The organism is Alphaproteobacteria bacterium, from assembly GCA_030680745.1.
Lineage (GTDB): Bacteria > Pseudomonadota > Alphaproteobacteria > JAUXUR01 > JAUXUR01 > JAUXUR01.
The window spans coordinates 16,354-42,876 of the sequence record JAUXUR010000038.1 but is presented as its reverse complement, the minus strand read 5'-3'; the positions used below and the strand labels follow the sequence as shown (position 1 = coordinate 42,876).

General features: G+C 34.6%; 14 protein-coding genes and 1 tRNA gene. 4 read left to right on the top strand and 11 right to left on the bottom strand.

What is annotated here, in order from left to right:
• Nucleotides 1-27: 27 nt before the first annotated feature.
• From Q8L85_03465 to Q8L85_03420, 10 genes are all read right to left on the bottom strand, one after another.
• A complete protein-coding gene (locus Q8L85_03465) occupies nucleotides 28-609 on the bottom strand; it encodes a CsgG/HfaB family protein (GenBank protein ID MDP1723739.1) in 582 nt (193 codons plus the stop codon).
• Nucleotides 610-832: 223 nt separating this feature from the next.
• A complete protein-coding gene (locus Q8L85_03460) occupies nucleotides 833-2,704 on the bottom strand; it encodes a hypothetical protein (GenBank protein ID MDP1723738.1) in 1,872 nt (623 codons plus the stop codon).
• 745 nt (nucleotides 2,705-3,449) lie between these two features.
• Nucleotides 3,450-6,602 carry a tetratricopeptide repeat protein gene (locus Q8L85_03455; protein ID MDP1723737.1) on the bottom strand — a complete coding sequence of 1,051 codons (3,153 nt, stop codon included), beginning with the start codon at nucleotides 6,600-6,602 and terminating at the stop codon, nucleotides 3,450-3,452.
• On the bottom strand, nucleotides 6,587-6,742 hold the full coding sequence (locus Q8L85_03450) for a hypothetical protein (protein MDP1723736.1): 156 nt from the start codon (nucleotides 6,740-6,742) through the stop codon (nucleotides 6,587-6,589). Before Q8L85_03450 ends, Q8L85_03455 begins: the two co-directional genes overlap by 16 nt.
• Nucleotides 6,739-9,168: a hypothetical protein gene (locus tag Q8L85_03445; GenBank protein MDP1723735.1), complete on the bottom strand. Its 2,430-nt coding sequence runs from the start codon at nucleotides 9,166-9,168 to the stop codon at nucleotides 6,739-6,741. The genes Q8L85_03450 and Q8L85_03445 overlap by 4 nt, the downstream gene beginning before the upstream one ends.
• Nucleotides 9,169-9,442: 274 nt before the next feature.
• Nucleotides 9,443-11,821: a hypothetical protein gene (locus tag Q8L85_03440; GenBank protein ID MDP1723734.1), complete on the bottom strand. Its 2,379-nt coding sequence runs from the start codon at nucleotides 11,819-11,821 to the stop codon at nucleotides 9,443-9,445.
• A gap of 185 nt (nucleotides 11,822-12,006) precedes the next feature.
• Nucleotides 12,007-15,069, bottom strand: coding sequence for a hypothetical protein (locus tag Q8L85_03435; GenBank protein ID MDP1723733.1), 3,063 nt, complete (start codon nucleotides 15,067-15,069; stop codon nucleotides 12,007-12,009).
• A 141-nt stretch (nucleotides 15,070-15,210) separates the two neighbouring features.
• The gene (locus tag Q8L85_03430; protein ID MDP1723732.1) at nucleotides 15,211-17,424 is read right to left on the bottom strand and encodes a hypothetical protein; all 2,214 of its coding nucleotides are present in this window, start codon (nucleotides 17,422-17,424) and stop codon (nucleotides 15,211-15,213) included.
• On the bottom strand, nucleotides 17,421-19,628 hold the full coding sequence (locus Q8L85_03425; GenBank protein ID MDP1723731.1) for a hypothetical protein: 2,208 nt from the start codon (nucleotides 19,626-19,628) through the stop codon (nucleotides 17,421-17,423). Before Q8L85_03425 ends, Q8L85_03430 begins: the two co-directional genes overlap by 4 nt.
• Nucleotides 19,629-19,631: 3 nt before the next feature.
• The gene (locus Q8L85_03420; GenBank protein MDP1723730.1) at nucleotides 19,632-20,534 is read right to left on the bottom strand and encodes an endo alpha-1,4 polygalactosaminidase; all 903 of its coding nucleotides are present in this window, start codon (nucleotides 20,532-20,534) and stop codon (nucleotides 19,632-19,634) included.
• 149 nt (nucleotides 20,535-20,683) lie between these two features.
• Here Q8L85_03420 and Q8L85_03415 point away from each other — a divergent pair.
• Nucleotides 20,684-20,758 (top strand) — tRNA-Gly (locus tag Q8L85_03415).
• A 181-nt stretch (nucleotides 20,759-20,939) separates the two neighbouring features.
• Here Q8L85_03415 and Q8L85_03410 read toward each other — a convergent pair.
• Nucleotides 20,940-22,262 carry an amino acid permease gene (locus tag Q8L85_03410; protein ID MDP1723729.1) on the bottom strand — a complete coding sequence of 441 codons (1,323 nt, stop codon included), beginning with the start codon at nucleotides 22,260-22,262 and terminating at the stop codon, nucleotides 20,940-20,942.
• A 152-nt stretch (nucleotides 22,263-22,414) separates the two neighbouring features.
• On the opposite strand from Q8L85_03410, the gene Q8L85_03405 reads away from it, so the two are divergent.
• The 3 genes from Q8L85_03405 (at nucleotide 22,415) to Q8L85_03395 (ending at nucleotide 26,419) form a co-directional block, all read left to right on the top strand.
• Nucleotides 22,415-23,056 (top strand): hypothetical protein, encoded by a 642-nt coding sequence (locus tag Q8L85_03405; protein MDP1723728.1) that lies wholly within the window; start codon nucleotides 22,415-22,417, stop codon nucleotides 23,054-23,056.
• 446 nt (nucleotides 23,057-23,502) lie between these two features.
• Complete coding sequence (locus Q8L85_03400; protein MDP1723727.1) at nucleotides 23,503-24,441, top strand: universal stress protein; 939 nt, start codon at nucleotides 23,503-23,505, stop codon at nucleotides 24,439-24,441.
• Nucleotides 24,442-24,556: 115 nt separating this feature from the next.
• Nucleotides 24,557-26,419 carry a heavy metal translocating P-type ATPase gene (locus Q8L85_03395; protein MDP1723726.1) on the top strand — a complete coding sequence of 621 codons (1,863 nt, stop codon included), beginning with the start codon at nucleotides 24,557-24,559 and terminating at the stop codon, nucleotides 26,417-26,419.
• The last annotated feature ends 104 nt before the right edge of the window (nucleotides 26,420-26,523 follow it).

Genomic DNA, 26,523 nt, shown 5'->3' with positions numbered 1-26,523 from the left:
TGACCCCCTATAATATGCTTAATATATTTAGTCGGGCAAGCGGTTATTCAGCTCGGTAACCATTTTAACGACAACACGTTGTGCTGTTTCGTTAGCACTATCACGGGTAAAAATACCACGACCAGTATCAGACGTGCTGCTTGCCCAAAGGACTTGACCGCTTGACCCTGAAACGAGCCTTGTGTTTATACCAACTGTTGGTTCTTCTTTGAGACCATGTTGATATCCAAATTCGGAAACGCTGCCAATAATCACAGCATGAACACCAAGGGCACGTGCAACTGCCTGTGCATAGGTTGTTTCGGTTAATTGTGCTGGATTTATTTTATTATTGGCCATCCACTTGCGGATACGACTCTGTTCAAGGATGCGGAAAATACCTTGGCGATAAAGTTCAGTCGTTAAAAGCTCGGATGCTATGATACCAGCATTGCGGTGTGTTGTTAAATTCTCAAAGGGGAGAATAGCAACTAACATTGCGCGTGTGGGAGCCGCATTATAATTGACAAAATTTTGATTATATCCACCACGACTACACGCAGATAAAATTAAAACGACAATGCCTAAAATTGCATGACGGAAGAGTGTTTTCACTTCTTGAATACGCATCTCTGAACCTTCTGTTTCACAGTCTTTTTAATATAAACTTATTTTGGCATAAAGCAAAAGGGAAGCATTTTGTTTTCAACATAGTCCTCCCAAAGTTTTTATATTTAAGACAATTGTTTTGTCCATTACGGCCTATTATGCCTTTAAATAATGTTACCTTAAAAATCTATTTACTAATAGATCTATTTCAGTAATAAAATTATTCAAAGGTTGTTTTATGTTACTAAAAACGCACAGTAAAACTAACACCTACTGAATTTACGTAGGCGCTGGAGCCCCTGGAGTTTAATATTTCACGATTTCCTTTTATGCCAAATTGAAAGTTTGGAATAGGTTCATAATAAAATGCAAGTCCCATTATGGGGCCGTGTGTTCCAAAACGATCAACACTATATCCGCCTACGGCTTCTCCAAAAATATAATCCGTGAGTAACGATCCAATACGGCTAGACAATATGTGTGCTTCTCTCGTTTGAATTGGAAGTATAGTATAGGGTGTTCCGTCTTCTGCAATTGCTCTTTTACGTTTTAATTTATACTCTGCAATCACAGCATAACCTACTGACAATGTTGGATTTTTTTCAAAGATTACATAATTTAAAGCACCATTTGTACGAATGGAGCTAGCAACATTTTGCTTATAGCGTAGATTAAAACGATTAAGAGAACCTGTTGCATCTAAGTAAAGACGCTCACCGAATTGTTGGTCATGCTCTAAGTTTACATTATCTACGCTTCCGCCATTAACTATTTGCTGAACATAGTTCCAATCATTGGCATGGTAATTGGCACCAATTCTGGTATTGGCATGTTTCCAACCGATTGTGTAAGCGGCGCCACCACCAATGCTTGAATTTTGAGCATATATACCAATTTGCGCTTTATCCATATTATCGAAATTATATGTTAATGCTGTAAAACCTTGGCGTCTGCTTCCTTCAAAATCAAGAAGTTGGCCTTTTCGATTGATAAGGCCTGCGTCTGTAAGAAAACGTTCTTCGTAGACGCTATCAATTTGTGCACTTGGACCTATAAGATATCGTCCACTTAATCTTCCAATATATTGCGTTTCGCCGCCTTCAACGTGCCACCATTCAGGTTCTAGTCTCGCATAAGAACCATATTCGTGATATTGAAATGCCTTGTTAAAAGCGACACCATATTCTTGTGGGTCAATGGAAAACATATTGTCGTAAACCATGATCGCTTTGCGCCAGCGTTTTATGTGGGCTTCTGTATCGCCGAGCCACCGCATGGCTTCAAGATTATCAGGTGCAGCATCAATAACTTCACTGAATTTGCTGCGTGCATCAAAATCGCGTTCAGCATTTAGTACTGCTTGTCCTGTGAGGCGATCTAATCGGATGTCAGGAGAAGCTGGAGTTAATGTTCTTGCGTCTAGTTCTTTTTCGGTCATAGGTGAATAGTAAAAATCAAGGATAGTGTGTGCCCCTTTATGCGTAATCTGGACTTTTGTGTCATGGGCTAATTTCATTACAAAACTGTCATAATATGCTGTAGAAGATGTAACCCATTGGGGTAGTGTTTTCCACAAATTGTTTAATTGAGGGTTGTTAATGGGTTGTGCAAAATTAAAAATCAATTGATCTTCAACACGTTCTATTACTGGTTTTAAATCTTTTGGCCATACTAAGCTGAGCTCAGCTCTATTGGGTGTTTTGTCAATTAATATTTCAGGTGTTATTTTGTTTGTGGGACTTTTATCTTTAAGAACTGTGATGATAATTGATCTGTCTAATCGTTCGACGATGAAGCTATTGTTTTGTTTTGCTTCGAAATAAAGACTTCTGGGGCTTTCTTGTCTTACAATTTGCAACCATTTTGGGGCTTCTTTGATAAGTCCTTTGATACGATCAGATTGAATAGGATTATTAAAATTAATCCATAGCTTATTATCGGTTGTTTTGTGACTAATTTCATAGGGTTCTTGGGAAATCAATCTTATTTCAAGACGGCTAGGTCTTGGAAGTGTTGTCACAAGAAAACCCTGAGGAGTATTTGAAAAACAAACTTCATGAATAAAATTTGAAATAAACAAAATGATTATTATGAGTGTAAAGCGACCAATTTTCATCTTTATAACCCTACTTTTTTAACTTCTTTTATCTCTCTTTAATAATTTCGAAGCCTAAAAATGGAGAAAATTTTCCCTTGAAAGCAACGTAAAGAGGTTTCACGCTTAATCGATATTGAGCACATTCTATGGCATCATATCATTGTTATTATCAATTAATATAAGAGCCTAGTCAGCTTGTAAAGAATGATCGTTTGCTAAAATTTTTCGTAGTTTCTCATATACATCTATTGCGTCATGAATGTAGTCATATATTTGATGTTTGCTTTGATAAGTATAGATCATTTGTTGTAGGTATTTAGCTTCTCCCTGTTACGGCCCGTGGGTTTTGCCGCGGGAAGTAGAGAGAGCGATTTTTAATAGAAAATACTGTATAGCACGTAGGAGGGGAACATTTAAAAGTGAATGTTGTAGTGAAATAACTTAAAAAAACTACATGTTGAAAAGCATTTTAAAATCAAATAGTTCGTCATTGCGAAGGGCGAAGCCCCGCGGCAATCTGCTTGAAAAATTGAGATCGCCACACCCCCTACAGGGGTTCGCGATGACGATGTCGGGCGGTTTGTCATTAGAAGATGCCTGGGTGCCTAGGTACGAGGGCGTACGGGGCAATCCACACTTTACTGCAGCATTCGCAAGTGTGGATTGCCACAAACAGCCTTGCGTGCCGCTCGGCTATTTTCGTGTGGGACGAGCTTGTGCTCATATTATTAAATCAAATGTCAACAGCTCTTAAGATAATACATTAATCCATATCCAACATATGTCGTGCCATCATATTCTTATTATTATCAAGGAGTATTAGCGCGTAATCTGCTTGTAAAGAACGATTGCTTGTCATATCTTTTCGCATATCTTCATATACATCTATCGCATCATCAATGAGACCATATCGTTGTTTGATGCCTGCTTTAACAAGCAATAAATCATTCGTTTTTTCTTTTTGATTGGTGATTATTTTTTGTGCTCTTGAATAAAAATAATCAGCATCAGATTTTCGATCAGTGAGCCATAGACATTCGCCTAAGAAATAATAAGCTTCAAAATCATTATTATCTTTGCCATATTTTCTTATATAGCTTCTTAGATATTGCTCTGCTTCAGAAAGGTTTTTTTGAATAAAAGCAGAAAATCCTATTCTTCTGAGTGCAATTCGATCAAGGTCACTTTTTTTGGAGTCATCTTTAGATATAACGCGTAGAAAACCATATTTAGCTGTTTTGATTACTTTTGCGTAACCAACACTTGCTGTTGCTTGTTCACTTAAATCAGAGGCAAGAATAGCAAGTTCTAATATGTTTTTAGGGTCTTGTTCAGCGCCAATTGCCTTTAATAAAAAGTCTTCCAGAAGTATAAATTTCTTTGCTTTATAAAGTGCCATGGCATAAGACATGACGACTTTATTGTCTGTTTTTAGAGGTTCAATATTTTTACTTTGTAAATATTTTAATGTTTCTTCGGGAGATACATAATCTGTTATGTAATTAAGCCAAAGACTAAAGTCATCCATATCTTTTTTTACAAATGATGCATCGGCACGACTAGAAAGAAATTTAAGGCTTTCAAGATTTTTGCCAACACCCCAAATGAACAAAAGGTCTTGTATGTCTTGGCTTTTAGCATTTTGGATTCGTGCAATATTCATAAAAATCTGTTCAGCTTCGGATTTCATGCCACCTTTAAGAAGTTCATGTGCTGCGTATCGACGCATAGGCAAAGGTGTGTCTTCCCTTATGCCCCATTCTTTAAGGAAAAGTCTTAATTCATCCATATTTTTGCGCTTTTTTAAGATATCAATATAGGAATAGCCCCAATTGCCACCTATTTTGAAAGCAAGGGTTTTAATATGTGGAAGAGCTACTTCTTGACCAGCGACATCAATTAAAACATATACAAATTCTTCTTTTTTCTTAAGATCAATATCTGCTTTATCAAGATATTCTAGAAGAAAATCACTGATTTCTTTTGTAGCGCCTGATTTCACGCCGGTATCAACGTAAAGTGCAACCCAACCTTCTCCCTTTGTGAGCGCTAGATCTTTTACATAAGGCATAGCAAGGGCATATTCTTTAAAATCAAGAATTGTATAGATGAAATCTTCGCGTCTGCCACCACCGCCTTCTGCTTCACGTTTTTTTTGATTTTCCATGAATTCTGATAAGGATTTGTCATCACCGGTTCTTTTGAGGCCAACAGCGTACATAGCTTCAGCTTCAGGATATGAAAAAACATGAGGTTTAATGTGTTGGACAGCTTCGACTGGTCGATTGGCGTATAAAAGTGAACGTCCCAAAAGCAATTCTTGAATTGTGCCGGGGAAAAGCTCATATAATTTTTCAGCTGTTAATACAGCTAAATCGTAATTCCCTGATTTTGCTGTAATGCGTTGAAGATCTTCAAGCGCAACAGGATCAAATCTTTTTTGTTGTAAAAACCATTCTTTAACTTTTTCGTTTTGATTGTCGCTTGCAGCCAACAAAGCCCAACCAGATTCCGACTCTGATTCAGGTTCAAGACTTTTATGTTTTTCAAAAAAAGAAAGACCATCATTAATTTTTTCAAGATTAATATAATCTTTAGCAAGAAGAATGTAATCACGCTCTTGTAATAAACGTGATTGAACATTCAATGCATTTTCAATTATGTCTATTCTGCTGATAGCTTCAGGTTTCATATCAATACGATAAAGTAAGTCTGAAAAACGAATGTTTTCTTCAATTGATATTTCTTTTGTTTTAAGAACGATATCAGCCCATTCTTTTGCTTTAGGCAAATTGTTGCCAGCATAATAAAGTTCTGCTGTAAATAAGGGTCTATTTTCAAGGAGGATTTTATCATATTGAGAAAGAACGAAATTTAAATATTCCTTATCACCATTTTGTGTCACTTGTTTAACAAGTCGTACTAAAAGCTCATCAGGTAATAATGTAATATCTTGGCGTTTGCTTTCGTCTGTAACGAAAGTTAAATCTTTTGCATTTAAGGATAAATCAACAAAGATTGGAAAAGCTTCTTGGGGTAATTTTCCTTTTGTACTGAAATCTTTGAGTTTTGTAAAAACATCTTGAATTTTGCCGCTATTATATTGATATTGAAGTAAAGTTACTTGAAAAGTAATGTCTTCTTTTGCATTGCCCTCCATGCTTTCAAGCAAGGTAAGCGCCATGCCGAGTTGCCCCTTTTGAGAAAAAATGTCGGCAATTCTTAATGCTGCTTGTGGCCAAGGATGAATGTCAAACCATTCTTTACTCCATTTATAAGCTTCATCTTGACGGTGCTTTGAAAGAAGGAGACTCATCATAAATTCAAGCGTATCAGGCGTAATTTTGGCAGGGAATTTTAAGCGATAATCGCCTAAAATAGCGATGGATTCATCAATTCTGTCTTTTCCCGCTAAAAGGTGAGCGACATAAACAAAATATTCAGGTTCGGGATCAGGATAAGCGATGAGTTGTTTTAATATTTCAATTTGCTTGTCGTATTCGCCGTTAAAGTTATAAATATCTGATAATTCTTTTAGTCTTTCTTTTGAAGGTGCAAATTTCACAACGTCTACAAGATTTCTAAGGTAATCGCCTGGACGTTGGGCATATTGGTAATAGGTACCAATTTGTTGACGTGCCTCAAGATGTTCTGGGTTTTCGGCAATAAATTGTTCTAATAGTTCAATCGCGCGGTTAATTTCGCCATATTGCACATAAAGATCTGTGAGCGCCTTAACGGGCTCAGGTTTTAGACGTCCTTTTTGAATGAGTTTTTCATAAATTTCAAGCGCTTCGCTGAATTCTTTATCTTTAATATACATCAATGCCCTTTCTTCTTCGGAAGGAAAAAGAACAATCGCTAAGCCTATACCAAAAAAAGCGACAAGGAATAAGGGGATTAATGTTTGGCGCATGTGAATTCTCCCACTAAAATTAAGGGTATATATGTTTTTTGGTTGTTTGCTTTTTCAGTCCAATTGCCTCTATTTTTAAAAACATTTAGAGGGCATAAGGGCGTAAGGCTTTTGAGCCAGGCACGCGTTTGATGTTTCATCTGTTTTCCTGCTGAGCAATTGTTTCTTTAGTTGTTTCTGGTGTCAAAATCAAAGAAATTGGTTCAATGCCTGATTCTTTTACAGAGATTTTAAGAATGCCATTTTTGTCTGTTTTGCTATTATATGAGAAAAGACGTGCATCTTTAGTATGGCCTTGAATCTGATAAGATCCCGGAAGCGGACAGTAAAAGGACATATCGCCTGGCCCATAACCTTGTGCAATAAAGGTTAATCCGTTTTCCTTAAAATCAACGTTCCACATACGCCATCTGCTGCTTATAAGATAAGGCTTTGAAGAAGTGCTCGGCTGTGCTGCAACTGAATCACGTTCTTTTAGTGCTATAATGGGTGTTTTATTTCTTTTATCCAAAGCGACGTATAAACTACCTTGTGCGTAAGTCTGACCGATGACACCACTTGATTTTTCCCAATCAATTTCTTTAAGACTTGCTTCATCAAAACGAATAGTATTAAGCGCAACGCGGTTTTTAACTTGCCATGTTTGATCGCCTAATTGTGTTAAATCGCCTTCAAAAAATCCATCCCCAATGGCTGCATAGTCCTTTGCGGTGATAGGAATTATTTCCTGCTGAAGAACGTAAGCAAAATTGTCAAGTAATGCACGTAATGAAGATATTTTTTCTGCAGAATACATGTGAAAATAAATGTTTAATGGCTTTAACCTTAGAGGTGTTCCTGTATGGTTGAATGTATTGACAAGATATTTAAATCCAAAAAAGCGTTTGGTCCAACCATCTGTGTATGTATTTTCATTGTTGTTAGATGAATAAATTTGCCATTCGTCTCCATCATCACGCCCGATAGGACTCACAAAAGCATAAGAAGGGTATTCTGAATCAAGACGACAATCTCCACCATTTAAGTTACGAATTTTTTGCTGGCGTAATGTATTAATGGCACCTTTGAAAGGCATGCAATCGCCTGACCATTGATATAGGCCGACTTTCTTACCCTCGGGTGCTAGAGCTTGAATGAATTTAACGGATCCCATTAACTCTTTTTCAAGATCAAATTTCCCAAAAAGATATGATCTAGGAAGGGAATAACCGTCTCCAATTTTATTGACAGTTTTTTCACGATTATGTTCAAATTCAAGTTGATTTTTAGAATCGCCAAATAGTTTTTTTTCTTTTTCTGCTGGATTTTCGTCATCATAAAATTTCCAATATAATGGATGTGTGTAAGTATGAGATCCAATGGCAATATTGTTGTAGGCAAAAATTTCCTTCGCTTGCTCTTGAAGTTCTTTTGAACCAAAGTAATCAACATCCAAATCTGCTGCAATGGGTGAAACAGTTAAGGGCAATTGTGGATATTTTTGAATGATTTCTTCTAATACCACTTGGGCACAATTTTTATTTTTTTCTTTATATCCAGGTACTTGTGAAACGCTTCGCCAGCCATCACCATCGATATGGTTATAATTAATGCGCTTGCCTGAATCAGTAGTTGTATCCAATTTTGGTAAAGTTTCTGTGGCAAAAGCTTTTTTGAAATAGTCAAACGGATTGATGCGCCATTGTACACTTCCTGTATTGTTTGTATAAAGATAATAGCCTCGTGCTGCATAGCCACCTTTATCGTTTAATGTAACGAGTACGGAGCTTAAAGAAGTTTCATCGCTTTCTTTTGTGGATAAAATAATATCAAGGTTTGGAGAAAGCGCATTAATAGAAATGAATGGATTTAAATCTTTAGATAACGAACGCTCAAATTCAATATGATTAGGATTATAAGGTTGATAATTAATATCATATGTAAATTCTTTTGTTTCTTTGCTCATGTGGAGCCCGAGATGTGCTAAAAAATTATTTATGAGTCTTATGGGTGTTTTTTCTTTTTTTAAGTTTTCATAGAAACCAAGATCGCCTAAAAGAACAAATTTTTTGCCAGACTCAACTTGTGCAGTGCTCCAATTCAGAAAATCAATCGGGTTGTTGATTTGATTTGTATCGAAATAAGCAAGAATTCCTCTAACATCACGCATTTTGTCTTCTGATGGCAATCCATCTTTTAAATTCCAATGTTTAACCCGAAGACCTAAATGGTGAAGGGGCATGTCTATGAATCGATGGATAGGATGGTAGGTAAGTTCGATGTTTTTTTCATTAAAGTAAAGCGATAATATAGTTCTTGGCACAAGGCTTGCATTATCTTTTACTTCTAGGTTTTGATTATTTTTTTGAATTTGATCTTTTGGGTCATTTTCAGTAATTGATAAGGGAGTTTCAAGCGCAATATTTGCAAAAGCACGTACAGCAAAAATACTAGCGAAAAAAAAACAGAGGATCGAAAACACGTAGGTCGCGATTACCCCTTTTTGGATAAGGGATAAAAGACCTGAATGGGTGACTCTTTCCTTTTTTTTGGCCTTTTCTTTGACCATTTTTATGCTTTGACTCATTCTGAGTTCCTCCTAGATGATATCCATTTCTGATATCTTTTTGGAAAGGTGTTTTATCAGTATAGTATGAAACAAGGATACTCAAAAGAAGATAATACTTGTATATTGTTGACCTAAAATTAACTTTTAATAAATATTAATTTTTGACCTACAAGATCTAGAGCGTTTTAGAATTATAAATCTAAAACACCTACAAGGGTTTGACATGTGTCTTATTGATTACATGGCGTTGATTTCTGAATTTTACGGTCAATGATATAAAATTTTTAAAAATTTATTGTGTGAAGCTGATATAAAGTTGAAGTGAATCTATAGCATTTTCAGGGATATCAAAACTTACAATGCCTTGCTTGTTTTGCGTTCCGTTATAGGTGAAATTTTTACCATTAATAGCTTTTCCTTGAAGACTATAAGTTCCTTGTTTTGGGCAGAACAATTTAATTTTACCTTCTCCATAACCATGTACTTTTAGATTAATACTATTATCGTCTTTAGGTTCAAAATTTGAAATAATCCAAGTGCTTTTATGAATATAAGGATGAGGTGTTAATTGAGGTGATGTAGGGATAATATCAGGTTCTTTGAGCGCAATAATAGGTTCTTTTATATTTTTATCAAGCGATACATAAAGACTTCCTTGCAAGTGATTATAACCAATGACGCCTTTTGATTGTACCCAATCAATTTCTAAAAGTGTTGCATAATCAAAACGGAATGTGTTTGCATTACCTCTATTGAGAACAAGCCATTTTTTATCCCCTAATTTTTGAAGCTCAGTTGAAAAGAAACCATTGGCAATTTTTGAAAATTGCTTTGCTGTAATTGATATTTTTTTTTGTTTGTCGATGTAATCGTAATTGTCTTTCAAGGCCTTTAGAGATGATGTTTTTTCAGCAGAATACATATGATAGTATAAATTAAACGGTTTTACTCTATAAGGTGTTTCTGTCCGTTCAAATGTATTGGTAAGGTAGCGATAGCCAAAAAATTTGTTGGTCCAATTATCAGTATAAGTATTCTCATTATTGCTGGAAGCGTAGATTTGCCATTCATTACCTTCATCACGACCAATAGGTCCTACAAATGCATAAGACGGAAATTCAGGATCGAACCTTGTATAGCCACCATTGATATTGTAAATGCCGTTTTTCTTTAAAATTTGTAAAGCACCTTCAAAGGCAACGCAATCACCAGACCATTGGAATAACGAAATTTTTTTGTTCGATGGAATGATCTTTTTAATAAAATTGATCGATCCCATTAATTCTTTTTCAATTTGGAACTCACCAAATAAATAAGATCGGGGTAATGAGTATCCATTACCTATTTTTTTGACGACTTCTTTGCGATTATGTTGATATTCAACTTGGTTTAAGGAGGCACCAAATAATTTTTTTTCTTTTGCATCAGCATCAGGAACATCATAAAATTTCCAATCTAATGGATGTGTGTAGCTATGAGAACCGGCAGATATATGAGGGTATAAAAAAATGTTTTTAGCTTGTTCAATAAGTGCAGGTGTTCCGAAATAAGTAGGATCGAGATCAGCTACAATGGGTGCAATCGTTAGTGGCAAATGGGGATATTTTTTAATAATTTCTTCTTCGATGACTTGTGTGCAATTATATTGTTTTTCTGCATATTTAGGTGTTTGAGAAATACTGCGCCAACCATCGCCGTCAATATGGGCATAAAAAATGCGATTGCCAAACAAAGTTGTTGTATCAGGTTTTATAATTTCATCTGTTGCAAAAGCTTTGCGAAAAAAATCAAAAGGATTAATGCGCCATTGTGTTATGCCTTTTGATGTTTCAAAACGATTATAACCAGAGGCCGCATATCCTCCATTTTCATTTGTACAAACGAGTATTGAAGAAGATGTTTGATTTGGTGTCGTAGCTGATAAAATGACGTCAACGCGAGAGGTTAATTTAGTGAGTGATATATAAGGTTCTAAATTGCTTGATAATTTATGTTCAAATTCAATGCGTGCAGGATCATATGGGTCATATTTCACATTATATGTTTCATTGCTGTTTTTTATACCAAGTTGCAATCCTAAATAATTAAAAAAACTATTGATAAGATGGGCAGGGGTTTCAATTTCTTTTTTATTTTGAAAAAAACCAATTGCACCTAATAAAACAATTTTTTTGCCATTTTTCATATGCGGCATTATCCAGTCAAGAAATGAGGTAGGATCTGCTAATTCATTGGCATCAAAATGTATTAATATGCCTCGAATTTCTTCCATATCAATGTGTTCAGGAAAGCCTTTGGCTAAATTCCAGTGCTTGACACGCAAGCCTAAATGGTTAAGGGGCATATCAAAGGTGATATGAATGGGATGGTATTGAATTTCATTATTTTGATCACCTAAATAAAGGCTTAAAATGGTACGCTGAATTTTTTGTTCAGGTTGTTTGGGGGTAGGTTGAATTAATGTAGGTTGTTCTAAAATGGGATTTTGTTGTGGGGTATCTATGGCGTGTTGAATTTTTTGTTCAGGTTGCTTAGGTGTTGGTTGTATTAAAGTAGGTTGGTCTAAAATGATTTTTTGTTGGATGGCATCTTTTGCCTGTGTTGTAGAAAATATAAGGGAATAGAGTAATATTAATATTACTTTTTTTATATCGCAGTTTTTGGTGAACATAGCCCCACATTTTTTTTTGTTTTCTATGATAATGATAAATCGTAATAGTAAAATTGCCTATTTATTTTTACACGCTTGATCGCATGGGGGGGCTACTGATGTAATTCGTTTTTAGGATGTTTTTTAAAAAAACAGGGTGAATTTAATTTGATGTGTTAAAATCGACCCTATTTTCTGAGTGCATATTATGTGTTGTCTGCCTCATCGCCTTCGATTTTAGAAATTTCTTCTAAGGATATGATGTTATCATTTTTCAAATCAATTTCGTGCAAAAGCTCATCCTTGTCTTTGGGTGGAGAAGAATGGATAAGTTTGTGGCCAACTTCGTCTATTTCTGTTTTAATTTTATTCCATTTTTCTTTTGCTTTTTCAAAAGCTTTTTGAAAATCCTGGTCAACTTTATAACGTTCGTCAAAATCTCTTACCAGTTCAGGGTTTTCAACAAAAAAGCTCCGCATTGATCTTAAAAAAGCAAGAGATTCTCTTTTATCACTACGCTGACCATAATAGGTAGATAATTTTAAAAGACATTCTTTATAACTTTCAAGTAAATTGTTCGAAAAATTCATGTTTAAACTAGGCTCAAAATATCGAGAAATAGGGTATGCCTGATCATGCTGCATAAAATCTTGTGTAAAATATACCCAGGCCTCATAATCACGTTCAAGACCTTTCCTCAGTTGATCATTAATTGATTTTCTTCTTATTATATATCCAAGTGAAGAAGGATCATTTTTTAGAAGATAAAAAGTAAGAAAAATGTTTTTTAGCGCTTCTTCATCTATGGAATTATTTTTCTCGTATTCCTGTTCGTAGACTTCCGCTAAAAACAATTTTTCGGCAGTTGCTGATATATCATTTTCATAAGATTTGATCCATCCTATTAAATTAATATGATCGGATAGGATGTTTTCGTGCACAATTTCATCTTTTTTCATAAAATCAAGTATCACCTTGCTATATGTTAAAAGCTCTTTAATGTTGTTAGGTGCGTAATGGCCAGTGTTAGTCAAATCATTACTAAGTCCTTCTAATCCTGCTTGTTTTCCTAAAGAAATTCCAGAATAGGTAAACCAAGATTTAACGAGGTGTTCTTTTTTTTCTTTTTTCATTTTTTTATAAAAATTTGTCCAATCGCGCATATTAACATTGTTATCATGTGCGTTCCCTAAGACAAGGAAAGGATCTTCAATTTTGTTTGGATTTGGTTGAAGAATATATTTACGATTCAAAATATCCCATTTTTCGTTTTTACCTATAGACAACCAACCATTATGGGAAATATATCCATCCCATGTATTGGGGTAGTTTTGTGCTTGAAGCAAAGATACAAATCCACCAAAGCTTCCTCCAGAAAGATATTTAGGAACATTTTTAAAGCTTAATAGACGATTATCAATGGATTCAGGATTATTATTTAATGCTTTCCAAAAATGTTGAATACAATATTGCAGCATATTCATTGTTTCTTCAGTCATTTGCCTTTGATGTGTATCGCCTAAAAAATCAGGTAAATTTAATTTAATAATCATTGTATTGTGCCGTGCAAGATAAGCTTCATGGTTATATAAAGATGACGGTCTGTATGCATTTTTAATACGTTCCTCTTTGGTAAGGCCTCCATAAACTTGCACTTGAATGGCTTCTATATGGTTCGTATCTTCTGGAAAATATATTGTGTATCCAATAGGATATGTTTTGCCATCAAGGGGGTATTCAACATATAAAGGATTCCCATTTTCAAATGGAACGTTAATCTGAATTCCTTCATTGTAAACACCTTGATGAGAAATAATTAAAGGTGCGTTAAATGGTAAAAAATCATTTGAGTATTGTATATCCTTATTATTCGTTTTGGATCGTAAATATTTATAAAAATTTTCATAGGTAGCATCAAATAAATTTGATGCTAATTCATCGCTGGATGTTTCTCTTACACTTTTCGTGTACGATAGCAACAAATTGGACTTATGCACAAAACGATAAGCATTTGTATTATTGGCAAAAATTATGCCTTTTTTAAGCAAATCTTGCAAAGCAGAATATATAGACCTATAAATTGTTTCATTACTCAAAAGAAACATTTCAGGCTCGGTAAGGAATGAAAAATTGTAAAGCAGGCCTTGATTTAGGGATTTCAAAAAAAGATCTTGATTTTCATTTTTATATGATTTTATAAATTGAGAAATAATTTCCGATATAAAAGTACTATCAAAAGAAAATGAATCTTTTTGAGGTATAACTGCAAATTCAAAAAAATCCTGATAATTTTTATACAATACAACAGGCTCTATGATTTTATTTAATTGTTCAGATATTTTACTTTTTAGCCACGTATTAACTAGATGGTCATTGAATAGGCTGTTATAAATTTCTGTATTTATAATTTTTAATTCTGTATATATTTTAGCCGTTTGGTTGAGAGTGTTTTTCATGCCTCCAAGTTGATCTAAGGAAAAAGTATTGAAATGATTTTCCTTCAAATATGTATTTGAAATAAAGAATAATTTGTAAAATAAAGATTTACTAATTTCATTCGATTTCATTTTTTCATCTAAAATAGTAAAAAAATCAAAACACTCAAAAGGATTTTTTTTATAAATAGTATTTTTAAAAATTAAATCAATAGCTTCATTTTTAAGATTTTTATTATTGTTGTTTGTATCGTAAAATTTATTAAATATTGTTTTTAAAATTATAATATCTGCAAAATTTTCATATTTACTTTCACTAAGATTGTAAATATCATTTTTTCTTTCTAAAAATATTTTGATGGTATCAATATTCTTTATATCGTCTAAGTATGAATCTAGAAATTGCTGAAATTGAGGCAGTATTTTTCCTATTCTTGGTTTATGATATAAAAAATTTTTTTTATATAAATAAAGAAAGTAATTTAATAAATTTTGATTGGAATTAGAAAATGTAATTTTATTATTCCATATTTTTGTTATCAGGTTTTCATCAATATCGTTATTTTCTTTGTGTTTTAGTAAGATACCAAACGCCTCATTAAGTTCTTTTGCGTGCATATCTCTTAGACTTGCTTCTTTAATAATAAATTCTTTTGCGTGTGCTAATGCATCGTTTTCTAGCGCAAGAGGAGCTATGTCTACATTTTGAACTTGTGAAGCATTAACGGCGCTTGGCATCATGCTCGCTGTAAGCAACAAAGACACCATAACAATGCAAAGTGCTTTACTAGAACATTTTAAGCTGCTGAAATTAAATATGTATTTTGTGCTCACGATAAAGCCCTAATTATTGATTGATAATTAAATTGTATAAAATAAAAATTAATTAAGTATTAATAGGACGAAAGAATACATTATGTTTTAAATTTTATAAAGTCGCATAAAAGTTTTGGGTGAATATAAGTTTTGAATGTATTAATTTTTTATGATTCTAACTATAATTGGTTCATTTTTAGAAATAAGTTCATTTATTTCTAATATATTGTTTTTTTGAATAGAAACTTCTTTTTTTGTTTCTGGTCCATTGTCTTTAACGATAAGGTTGCAGCTTCCTTCATGGGGTACAATCCACTTTATTTTTGATGAACCAAAGCCACAAGTTTTAAATTCTAAGGAATCTTTATCAATTTTAACGTCCCATATTTCCCAGTTTGACTCGCGTAAATAGGGTATTGCAGAAAGAGGGGGCGCATCAAAAGTTTTCGATTTCACAAGCGAAATAATAGGTGTGTTTTCGGTTTTGTCCAAGAATAGATAAAGGCTGCCTTGAAAATGTTTGCCGCCGATAATACCCTTTGATTTGCTAAAATCAATCCATAAATCAGTGGCATCATCAAATCTTATGGTTTGCAGATTGCCTCTGTTTTGAATTTGCCAAGAAAAAGGTGCTATTTTTAAAAATTTGGTTGTATAAAAACCTTCAGCTATTTCAGCATAATGGGTTGCGTGAATAGGGATAATGTTTTGTGTTCGTGCATATTTTAAATTGCCCAAAAGTGCATTTAAGGCTGCATCATTTTCGCCAGAATACATATGATAATAAATATTAAAGGGTTTAACGCGTATCGGAAATTCAGTATTTTCAAGTGTGTGTTTTAAATATTTAAAGCCGAAATAAGGTCCTGTCCAATTATTGGTATAGGTATTTTCATTGCTATTGGCAGCGTAAATTTGTTGCTCTTGTCCAATTGTATGGCCAATGGGGGCAACATTTGAATAAGATGGATATTCTTCATCGAAACGGCTATCGCCACCATTCATATTTAAGAATTTTCCTTTTCGAAGAATGGTCAAAGCATTTTCAAAGGGTTCACAATCGCCTGACCACTGAAGTAATTTCAAATTCTTACCAGGTGGTAAAAATTTTTTAATAAATTCAGCGGCACCAATCATTTCATTTTTAAGATTAAAAGCTTTTTCAAGAAAAGCGCGTGGTAATGCATAACCAGCTATTTTTGTTGAATCACTTGCTTTTTTAACGTTATAACTTTGAACTTTACCAGATCCAAACTCTTTTTTCTCACGTTCAATAACATTGGGGTTATTGTAATAAGCCCAATAAAGAGGATGACTATAGGTGTGTGACCCTGCTTCGACATGGGCTTCAGCAAATATTTTTTTTGCTATTTCTTGATCGGCAATTGTTCCATGCCATTCAGGATCAAGATCGGCTGCGATGGGGGCAATAGTGACGGGTAAATCAGGGTAATCTTGAATCGCTTTTTTAAGAATAACTTCAGCACATGTTATTTGTTTGTGCTTAAATTCCGTAGTGTAAGAAATGCTTTGCCATCCATCTCCATCAATATGGCTAAAATAAATACGTTGGCCATTCAAAGTTGTCACATCTGGTTTGGGGAGTGTTTGTGTTTCAAAAACGTGTTTTAAAAAATAAAAGGGATTGGTATGCCAGCGCGCTAAAGATGTTTCGGGGTTGATGTTTATCATAACGCCATCAACTGCAAATCCGCCATTAGACGTAACAAAAACAGCAGGTAAGGGTGGTTCATTATCTTTTTCAGACGAAATTGCTAATAATGTTGTAGATTTCGTATCGTTGATACGAAAAAAGGGGAGTCCTGTTGGTTTTTGAGTAAGCCTTTGTTCAAACTCAGTTTCTGTTTGATTTTTTGAAATAAAATTAACATCGTAAGAAATGTTTTGCCATCTTTGAATGAATTCAAATCCAATTGATTTTGCCAACATATTTAATTCGTATAAAGGCGTTATGTTTTTATTTTTATCGCGTTCACATCCGATTAATCCAATAATTAGAAATTTTAATCCTGAATCAACAGAATTTTTTGCCCATTGTATATAGTTTTTTGGATTTTCCATGTCATCAGATAAATACCAGCTGATGATGCCTTTTAGGTCAGTATATTTTTTAAGATCTGGTAATCTTTCTTCTATATTCCAATAGACAACTTTAAGGCCTAAATGATTTAGGGGCATTTCTAAAAATCGATGAAGGGGATGATGTGCAATGCCAGTAGGTGTTTCAGATGCTTTGTAAAGTGCAATAATTGTTCTTTTTTCAAGTAAATAACTGGCGTTTTCAGAAGGAATTGCTGAGCAAGGAAGGGTAAAATACATTATTAAAATGAGCAAAATAATTTTTCGTATCATGAATTATCTTCTTGTTTTAAGGGTTGGTTTTCAACTTTAACAATTTTTACTTTTTCTTGAGCAATTGATAAGAAATGAAGAGGGATTGTTAAAATATGGTCTTGTGAAAGTTGAAATTCTCCAATTTTTCGTTCAGTGTTTTGAATGAAAGTTACGTTATAGGTGCCTTTTTCAGGACAATACCATTTCATTTCACCTGATCCAAATCCATTAAGATTAAATTCAAATGCGTTTCGATTGGTTGAAAAATCAGAAATTTGCCAATGCGCATCTAAAAGATAAGGTGATTCAGCGGGTGGAGGCGCGTCAATCTGATCGTTATTTTCTAAACTAACAATGGGCGTTTCAACTTTTGGATCAAGGCTGATATAAAGACTTCCGTAAATATGTTTGGCGCCCAAAATACCTTTTGATTTTTTAAAATCTACTTTTGATAGACTTGCATTATCAAAGCGAATTGTTTGAAGTGTGTGACGGTTTTTGATTTCCCATGTTAGTGTATCAATAAGATTGAATTGAGTTGTATAAAATCCTTGAACAATTTGAACATAATCGCTTGCAAAAATAGGATTAACATTAGCATATTTAATATAATCAAGGAGTTCTTCGATGGCTGCCATTGATGATTTTTTTTGTCCAGAAAAGGCTGAATAGTATAAATTAATTGGTTTAAGCCGAATGGGCCTGTCTGTGTTTAGTAAGGTAGATGTTAGGAATTTTAGGCCAAAAAAGCGTTCTCGCCATCCAAAAGTGTAACTGTTTTCATTGCTACCAGAGGCATAAACTTGCAAATAAGGACCAATCTGTCTTGTCATTGGGGAAAGTGATGAATAAGACGGGTATTCAGCATCATAACGATTACGACCCCCGTTTAAATTTAATATTTGAAGTTCATCGAGTCGTTTTAGATCCTCCATATTAGGCAAGCAATTACCAGGCCAAAGGAAGAGTTTAACATTTTTTGAACTTGGAAGAAAATTTTTCAAATAATCAATTGATCCTTTAAATTCTTTTTCATGTTCGTACGGTTGATTCAAATATAATCTGCGCATGATACCGCGGTCTAAATCCTTTTTTTCTTCTGCAAGGCTTCTTTGTTTGAGGTAATAATTAGTATTTTCGGGAAAGCTATATGAATGTGAGGCTACTTCAATATGTGGCAATGCAAAAATTTTTTTAGCTATTTCTTGATTTTTTTTTGTACCCACCCAGGATAAGTCTAAATCAGCAATAATAGGACCAATTGTTACCGGTAGTTCAGGATGTTTGGAAAGGATGTCTTCGTAAATAACTTCAATGGCGCTTAGACCATTTTTATGATGATGCACGATTTCACTTTTATTTCTCCACCCTAGTCCATTGATATGATTATAAAAAATACGATTGCCGCATAAGGTTGTTGTATCAGCTTTGGGGAGATCGTCACTTTTTAAAATTTCACGAAAAAAAGCAAAAGGATTAATATACCATTGTGAAATAATTTTAGAATCAATATCTTTTTGTTGTGTTAAGGGGGATTCTTCAGCTAAATAAAGAAAATACCCTTCAGTTGCAATGCCGCCTTTAGGTGTGACTATAATAAGATCGGAAACAAGGCCATCTTTGAGTTCTGCTGAAAGAATGGAATGTCCGCCAGTGCTTATGCTATTTTGAAGATTAAATCCTTTTTGAATCATATCTAATTTGCGTTCAAAATTAATTATTTCAGGATTGTTATTTGTAATTTTTTGAATTTGGTGTGGATTTACCCAGATTTCTTTTCTCTCTACACCCAAGGTTTTAAGAAGGATGTTTAGGGAAACAAGAGAAGTTGGTTTTTTTTCTAAATTTTCTTCAGCACCAATATTGCCGAGAATAATAAATTTAAATCCTTTTTCAATGGCATTTGTTGCCCACTTAATATAGTCGAGTGGATTTTTCAATTTTCCGTTTAAAAACCAGGTTATAATGGCTCTGCAATCGTTTATATCATTTAAATGAGGAAGTCCTTTATCGATATCCCAGTATTTTAATACAAAACCTAAATGATTGAGGGGTAATTCTGCATAAAGATGAAGTGGATGAAAAGCTATATCATCAGATTCAGATCCAGAATAGAGCGCCAAAATATGTCTTTTAACATTACTTGACGCATTAAAAGATAATGTAATAAGCAAAAACAAATTAAGAATTAAAAAACTTTTTTGTTTTTTACCATAAAACATTTTCTATTTTGGTTCAGTTGTTAGATGATCTAATTTAAGAACAGAAACAAAAGGTTCGAATCCATTGGCACGTTGTATATTATATATTTTTTTAATTTCTTCGGATTCTTCGGGGTTCCAATAATCAAGAGACATGACACGTATTTTTGGAAAAGATTTTTTAAAATTTTGTAATTTACTTACCAGGTCTCGATAGTCATTTTCGTTCACTTTTTGGTATTTTTTATTGGTAAAATCATAGGATGAATACATGGATTCTCCTAAAACCATTGTAATATGCTCACCTAATTCAGGAAGAATTTCAAAAGCACGATTTACCATGATGGGTATTTGAGGATAATGATAGCGTATTGCCTTAATGAGCGTTACAGAGGCATCGCGCATTCCCTTAAATTTTTCTGGATCCTGTCTTTCGAGTTCAATTGGATTGTCTAGTGTATCAATAAAAACGCCATGAAATCCCTTATGTAGCAATTGAGGAATTAATTCTTCAATGACACGTTTAGCCCAAAATTTATTACGCACATCAACGAAATAGCTACCAGGCCAATTTTTATTTTCGTCTAAAAGAAGATTTTCAGATTTAACAGCGCGATAATAAGGTCGAATTTTTTCAATTTCACCAAGACTTAGATAACCTAATAATGTTTTTCCTCTGTCGGAAAGTGGCTTTAGTTGGGGGTGATCTTGTGAATCAAAAACAATTAAATCATAAGGGTCAAATGAAGAAAGAGGTACTTTGTCAGCGTAATAAGCAGCCCATGGTTTTTGAAGTACGATTGGCTTTGCAGAGGCACCGATGGCGACACCAACAGATTTTGTGTTTTCGCTTTCTTCTTCAGCATAAGAAAGAGATGGGGATAAAAATAAACATAGGGCTAAAAGGCACGTGATTTTTTTGAACATTTAATTTTTTCCTCGATCTTTTTTTATAGGCGACGTTGATTTTTATCATACTATTTTTTAGGCGTTTTGCAAAATATCAAAAAAAATTAAAAAACCCTCTTGCAAAGATTGGAAGATAGGCTATTATGCCTACACGATATGACACCTAAGCGGGCGTAGCTCAGGGGTAGAGTGCAACCTTGCCAAGGTTGATGTCGTGGGTTCGAATCCCATCGCCCGCTCCAAATTAAGATAATTTTATTATTTTCTGTAGCAATAATCCCTCCCCCTTAAAATTCAAATGTCTAATTGCCAAGATTATGAGGCAAAGTCTAGGAAGATTGAGAACCGAAACGGAATGTACCTTTTTGTACATGAGTATCGGAATCGGAAATATGACGACGAATTTGCCCATAGGCTTGGCAATTACTTGTTTTGAATTATTTTAAGGATAACATAAACTGGTATCCCTAATAAAATAACCATAAATCCCCAAAAAACACTTGTCTGTCCAGCACCTATGATTGCCCAAAATGAATAGGCAAATCCTAAAACAGCGATCGTTAAATACGACACAAAAGACGCTTTTGAAAATTCTTTTTTCTTTTTAACAAAAAGATAAAGAGCAGCCATGGATGAAAAAATATAAGGTAAAAGCATATTCAAAGTTGCCAAAAGAACAAGAAATTTAAATTGATCTTTCAAAGATTCGCTAAAATTCATCACCAGCAATAAGGAAATCAATAAGCTTGAAATCATAAGACCAAAAATAGGCACTTTCGCTTTTGAAACTTTGCCAAAAATTGCCGGAAATAGTTTATCAGCGGCTGCAGCTTTAGGTACTTCGCCTTGAATGAGGATCCATCCATTTAATGCACCCATGGATGAAATAACAGCGCTTACGGCCACAATAACGGCTGCATAATGACCCCAAATTTTTTCAGCGGCATCAACAAAAGGTGCGTGTGAATGAAGAAGTGTTGTGCTGCCTAAAATGCCTAAAACAGCGCTTGTGCTTAAAATGTAAACAATGGCTGCAATAAAAGTACCCGTAAGGGTTGCCAAAGGAATGATTTTTTTAGGGTTTTGAACATGTTCGGCAGGAATTGTGGCGGCTTCAACGCCAATGAATGACCATAACGTTAAGGCGCCAGCCATCATAATGGCTGAAAAATCTGGAAGATCCGTTGGATTAAAAGGCACAAAATTATTGAAATCAATATAAAAAATTCCAACAAACCCTAATAAAATAAGTGGAATGAGTTTTAAAATAGAGGTCACCAATTGAACAATACCCGCTTGTTTAACGCCAATAGCATTAATAGCTGTGAATAACCATAACATTCCAAAAGTAACTAAAAATCCCATCATATTGGATTCTTTTAGAATAGGGAAAAAGTAGGATAAATAACTGACGAGTGCGATAGAAATAGCAGCATTGCCGATCCAAACAGAAATCCAATATGTCCAGGCGATTTCAAAACCCATAAAATCACCAAAAACTTCATGCACAAAGGCATAAGGTCCACCTGCTTTTGGGTGAAGGTTTGAAAGACGTGCAAAAAGCAAAGCGAGTATTATGGCGCCACAGGCAGAAATAAGCCACCCAAACAAGGAAATGCCACCAAAGATCGCAAGGGATGCAGGTAATAAATAAACGCCAGAACCAATCATATTACCGGTAACAAGAGAGGTTGTGCGCCAAAATCCAAGAGGTTTTACGGGTGTCACATTTTGTTGAGAAGACATTATTAAATCCAAGTTGTATATTAACCTCGCAATATATCAATTGTTTTTATGCGCTGCAATGATTCATCTTCTGGTATTTGTTCTGTAAATTGCTTTTAGATTTTTTTTGTTATATTCTGACGCAAGAATCAATTCAACTTACAGGTAAATAGATGAAAAAAATCGCTTTATTTTCATTATGTAATGCGCTCATTGCGCCTGCATTAATGGCAGAAACTGCTAAATTAGAGCCAACAACAATTATGGGGCCTGCACATTTATCTGGTGAAGATAAAGGCTCTTTAAAAGTGATGGGGCCTACAAAACTTAAAAAAATGAACGTTGAATCATTGGACATTATGGGGCCACTTGATTTTGAGGATCTTAAAGTAAAGGGTAATTCAAAAATTATGGGGCCAGTTGAAGGCAAAGATGGCCAATTTGCATCATTTCATGTAACAGGGCCTCTTAAAGCTGAAAAATTTACATCTGATAATTTTACAGCAATAGGACCTATAGACCTTGAAAAATCACAAATAAAAGGTGACGTTGATATAATTGGACCTTTTTCTGCTGAAGATTCAAGTTTTCAAAAGATTACGATTACTATGGATAAAGCAGAGCTTAAAGATTCGACATCTAAAGCAATTTATGTCCGTAAGAATAATCCAGAAAAAGTTCAAAAATTGAAATTAAAGGGCAAAACTGTCATTGATGGTAATATTGAATTTGAATCTGGAAAAGGTATTGTTAAGGCTGATAAAGACGTTGTCATTAAAGGCGAAATTAAAGGTGCTGAATTAAAGCGGAAGTAGTTTTAGATTATTTGGGTCTATGTTGGGCCAATCTACGGGACAAAAAAATAACTTTGGTTAAAACCTGCCAAACATCCAGTCGTTTCCCTGAACAAGCGAGAAGCGAAGCTTCGAGCACGGATTCAGGGTCCAATTAACAATCATGATCGTAGATCATGACGTTATTTAAATAATTTTGCCATGCTCTTTGAGCATGTATTTCGTTATGGATCCTGAATCTGCCTTCGAAGCTTCGCTTCAAGGCGTTCAGGAAAACAAAGGTGTGTGGCCAAATTTCTAGCCTAAAAATAAAAATTGTCCCGTAGATTGATGTTGGACAGGTTTGGTGAAAATTTGCCCAGGTAAATATTTATCATTTGTCCCTTTTAAGAAGTTTGGTAATTTAAAGAAAAGAAGCCGATCGTCTAATGTATCGGAATAAACATAATGTTTGGTTAGGGGGCGGTATGAATCAATTTCATAATATTCTATTCGTAAGCAACGGTCTTGCAGATGAAACAGAATCCTTAAAACAAGTGCTGAGTCTTGCGCGAAATAATAATGCAACGCTGAATGTGTTGATTGTTTGCTTAGAATTTTCTGATTTAATGACAGTGTATAAAGATAAGTTCGAGGCATCACTGAAAACGCAACTTCAACAATCCATTCAATCGGCCCGTGACACATTGAATTTAAGTGAGACAGATCTACCTATAAACATTCAAGTAGAGAGTGGTAGTATACCGGCAATACGTATTGTTCGTCAGGTGTTGAAGCATTCATATGATCTTATTGTTAAGAATGCAGCGCAAAAAGAAGACGGCATTGGATTTACAGCAATTGATATGGAATTGTTAAGGAAGTGTCCGTGTCCAGTATGGTTGTGCCGTCCGATCGAGCGGCATAGAGATAATATTCATGTAGCAGTCGCCATTGATCCAATAAGTGATGAAAAAGCGGGGCATGATTTGTCGATTCGTTTGCTCGAAATTTCACGTTCTTTAGCAGATAATTGTGATAATAAATTGAATATTATTTCTTGTTGGGATCATGAGCTTGAGGGGTTTTTAAGAAATAATATGTGGATCGATATTCCAGATAACGCATTATCTAAAAGTGTAGAGGATGTGCGGGATAAACATTATATTGCTTTGGAAGAATTGATTAAAAAATCGAACATTAGCGGTAATATACAAGTGCATCATGTGAGGGGTGCGCCTCAAAGAATGATACCGCAATTTGTCGATGATTTAAAAATTGATATTCTTGTCATGGGGACAGTGGCACGCACAGGCATAGACGGTTTTATTTGTGGGAATACAGCTGAAAATACATTGCAAAAACTGAAATGTTCTTTGTTGGCATTAAAACCAAATGGTTTTGTTTCTCCTATAAAGGCATTTTAGATGTACGTAAAATCTAGCATATTCAATAGTGTTCTTATGAATTATGTTTTAATTATTTTTTGAGGATATTCTATGCTAGTCTTTTGATATGCAGAAGATAAACAAGAATGGTCCCATGAAAAAAATTCTTCCTTTTATTAAAATAATTGCCATCGTTTTTGTGTGTGCTGCAATTGTTTTTTACCTTTTAAAACCATCGATTCAGATATTTGGTTTTCCTTTTTTCGATATCCCTCTTAAATTATCTCTTATTGTTATTGGTGGCATCCTTTTTGTTCGAATTATATTGGATCTATTTAAAGGCAATTTTGGGGCGGATTTGCTCGCAGCACTCGCGCTTATAACATCCTTTCTAATGCACGAATATCTTGCTGGCTCAATCATTGTGTTAATGCTTTTGGGTGGTGAATTTTTAGAGGAATATGCCAAACGAAAAGCGTCTAATGTGTTGAAAGCATTATCAAATCGGATGCCGAATATAGCGCATATTAAAATTGATGAACATATTGAAGAGCATCCTATCAATCATATTAAAATTGGCGATAAAGTCGTTATTTTTCCGCATGAAACCTGTCCTGTGGATGGTATTGTCGTCGATGGCCATGGATCAATGGACGAGTCATATTTAACGGGGGAGCCTTATCGTGTGTCGAAGGCGCCAGGATCGAATGTGTTGTCCGGTGCTGTGAATGGGGAAGCTGTTATTACAATTCAAGCAGAGCGTTTGCCTAAAGATTCAAGATACGCAACGATTATGAAAGTGATGCAGGCTGCAGAAGAAAAAAGACCGCATATGAGGCGGGTAGGCGATAAAATAGGCGCGTTTTATGCGCCAATTGCATTGTTGGTGGCTGCTTTAGCCTGGGTCTTGTCGGGTGATCCTACGCGTTTTCTAACAGTGCTTGTTATTGCAACACCTTGTCCATTATTGATAGGTATACCTATTGCCATTATAAGCGCTATTTCGATTGCTGCACGTAAAGGTATTATTATTAAAGATCCAGGCGTGCTGGAAAATTTGCCACTATGTAGAACGGCTATTTTTGATAAAACAGGAACATTGACTTATGGGCGGCCAGAGGTCCAAAATATTATTGCTTTCAATGATTTTACGCCTCATAAAATTATTCAGTTGGCAGCAAGTTTAGAGCGTTATTCGAAACATCCATTGGCGAGCGCTATTTTACGTAAAGCCAAAGATGAAAAACTAGCCTTACGTGAAGCGCAAGAAGTTTCAGAAAAACCTGGATCGGGTCTTAAAGGAAAAATTGGGGATGATTTTATTTGGGTAACCAATCGCCAAAAATTGATAGCGCGTTTCCCTGATGAAGCCCAATTTTTACCTGCGCAAACATTGGGGCTTGAATGTATTTTTCTTGTCAATGATAAGGTTGCAGGCATATTTCAATTGCGTGATAAGCCACGGGCTGATGGTCACGCTTTTATTGAGCATTTGGGACCAGCGCATCTGTTTGATAAAATTATGCTTGTGTCAGGCGATCGTGAATCAGAAGTAAAATATTTGGCAGAGCAATTAGGTATTACCGAGGTATTTGCGTCGCAATCGCCTGAAGAAAAATTACATATTGTTGAAGACGAAGTTAAAAAAGCGCCAACATTGTTTATGGGAGATGGGATCAATGATGCGCCTGCTTTAGCTGTGGCAACAGTAGGTCTTGCTTTTGGGCAGCAAAGTGCTGTGACGGGGGAGGCGGCAGGTGCTGTTATTCTTGAAAACACATTGATTAAAGTTGATGAATTATTACATTTAAGTATTGATTTGCGCAAAATCGTTTTGCAGACAGCGATCGGTGGGATGGTATTGAGTTTGATCGGTGTTGGATTTGCAGCTTTTGGCTTTTTGACACCCGTTTGGGGCGCAATTATTCAAGAAGTTATTGATGTATTGGCTATTTTAAATGCATTAAGACTTATTTGGAAAAGTAATATTAAGACAGATGTAAATGAATATATTTAGTTTTACTAACTTAATTATTTTAGGTAATTATTTCTAGTCAGTCTTATTGACCTTTTTTTAATTTTAATTTATATTATTGGATATTATATTTTTTTTAAAATTAG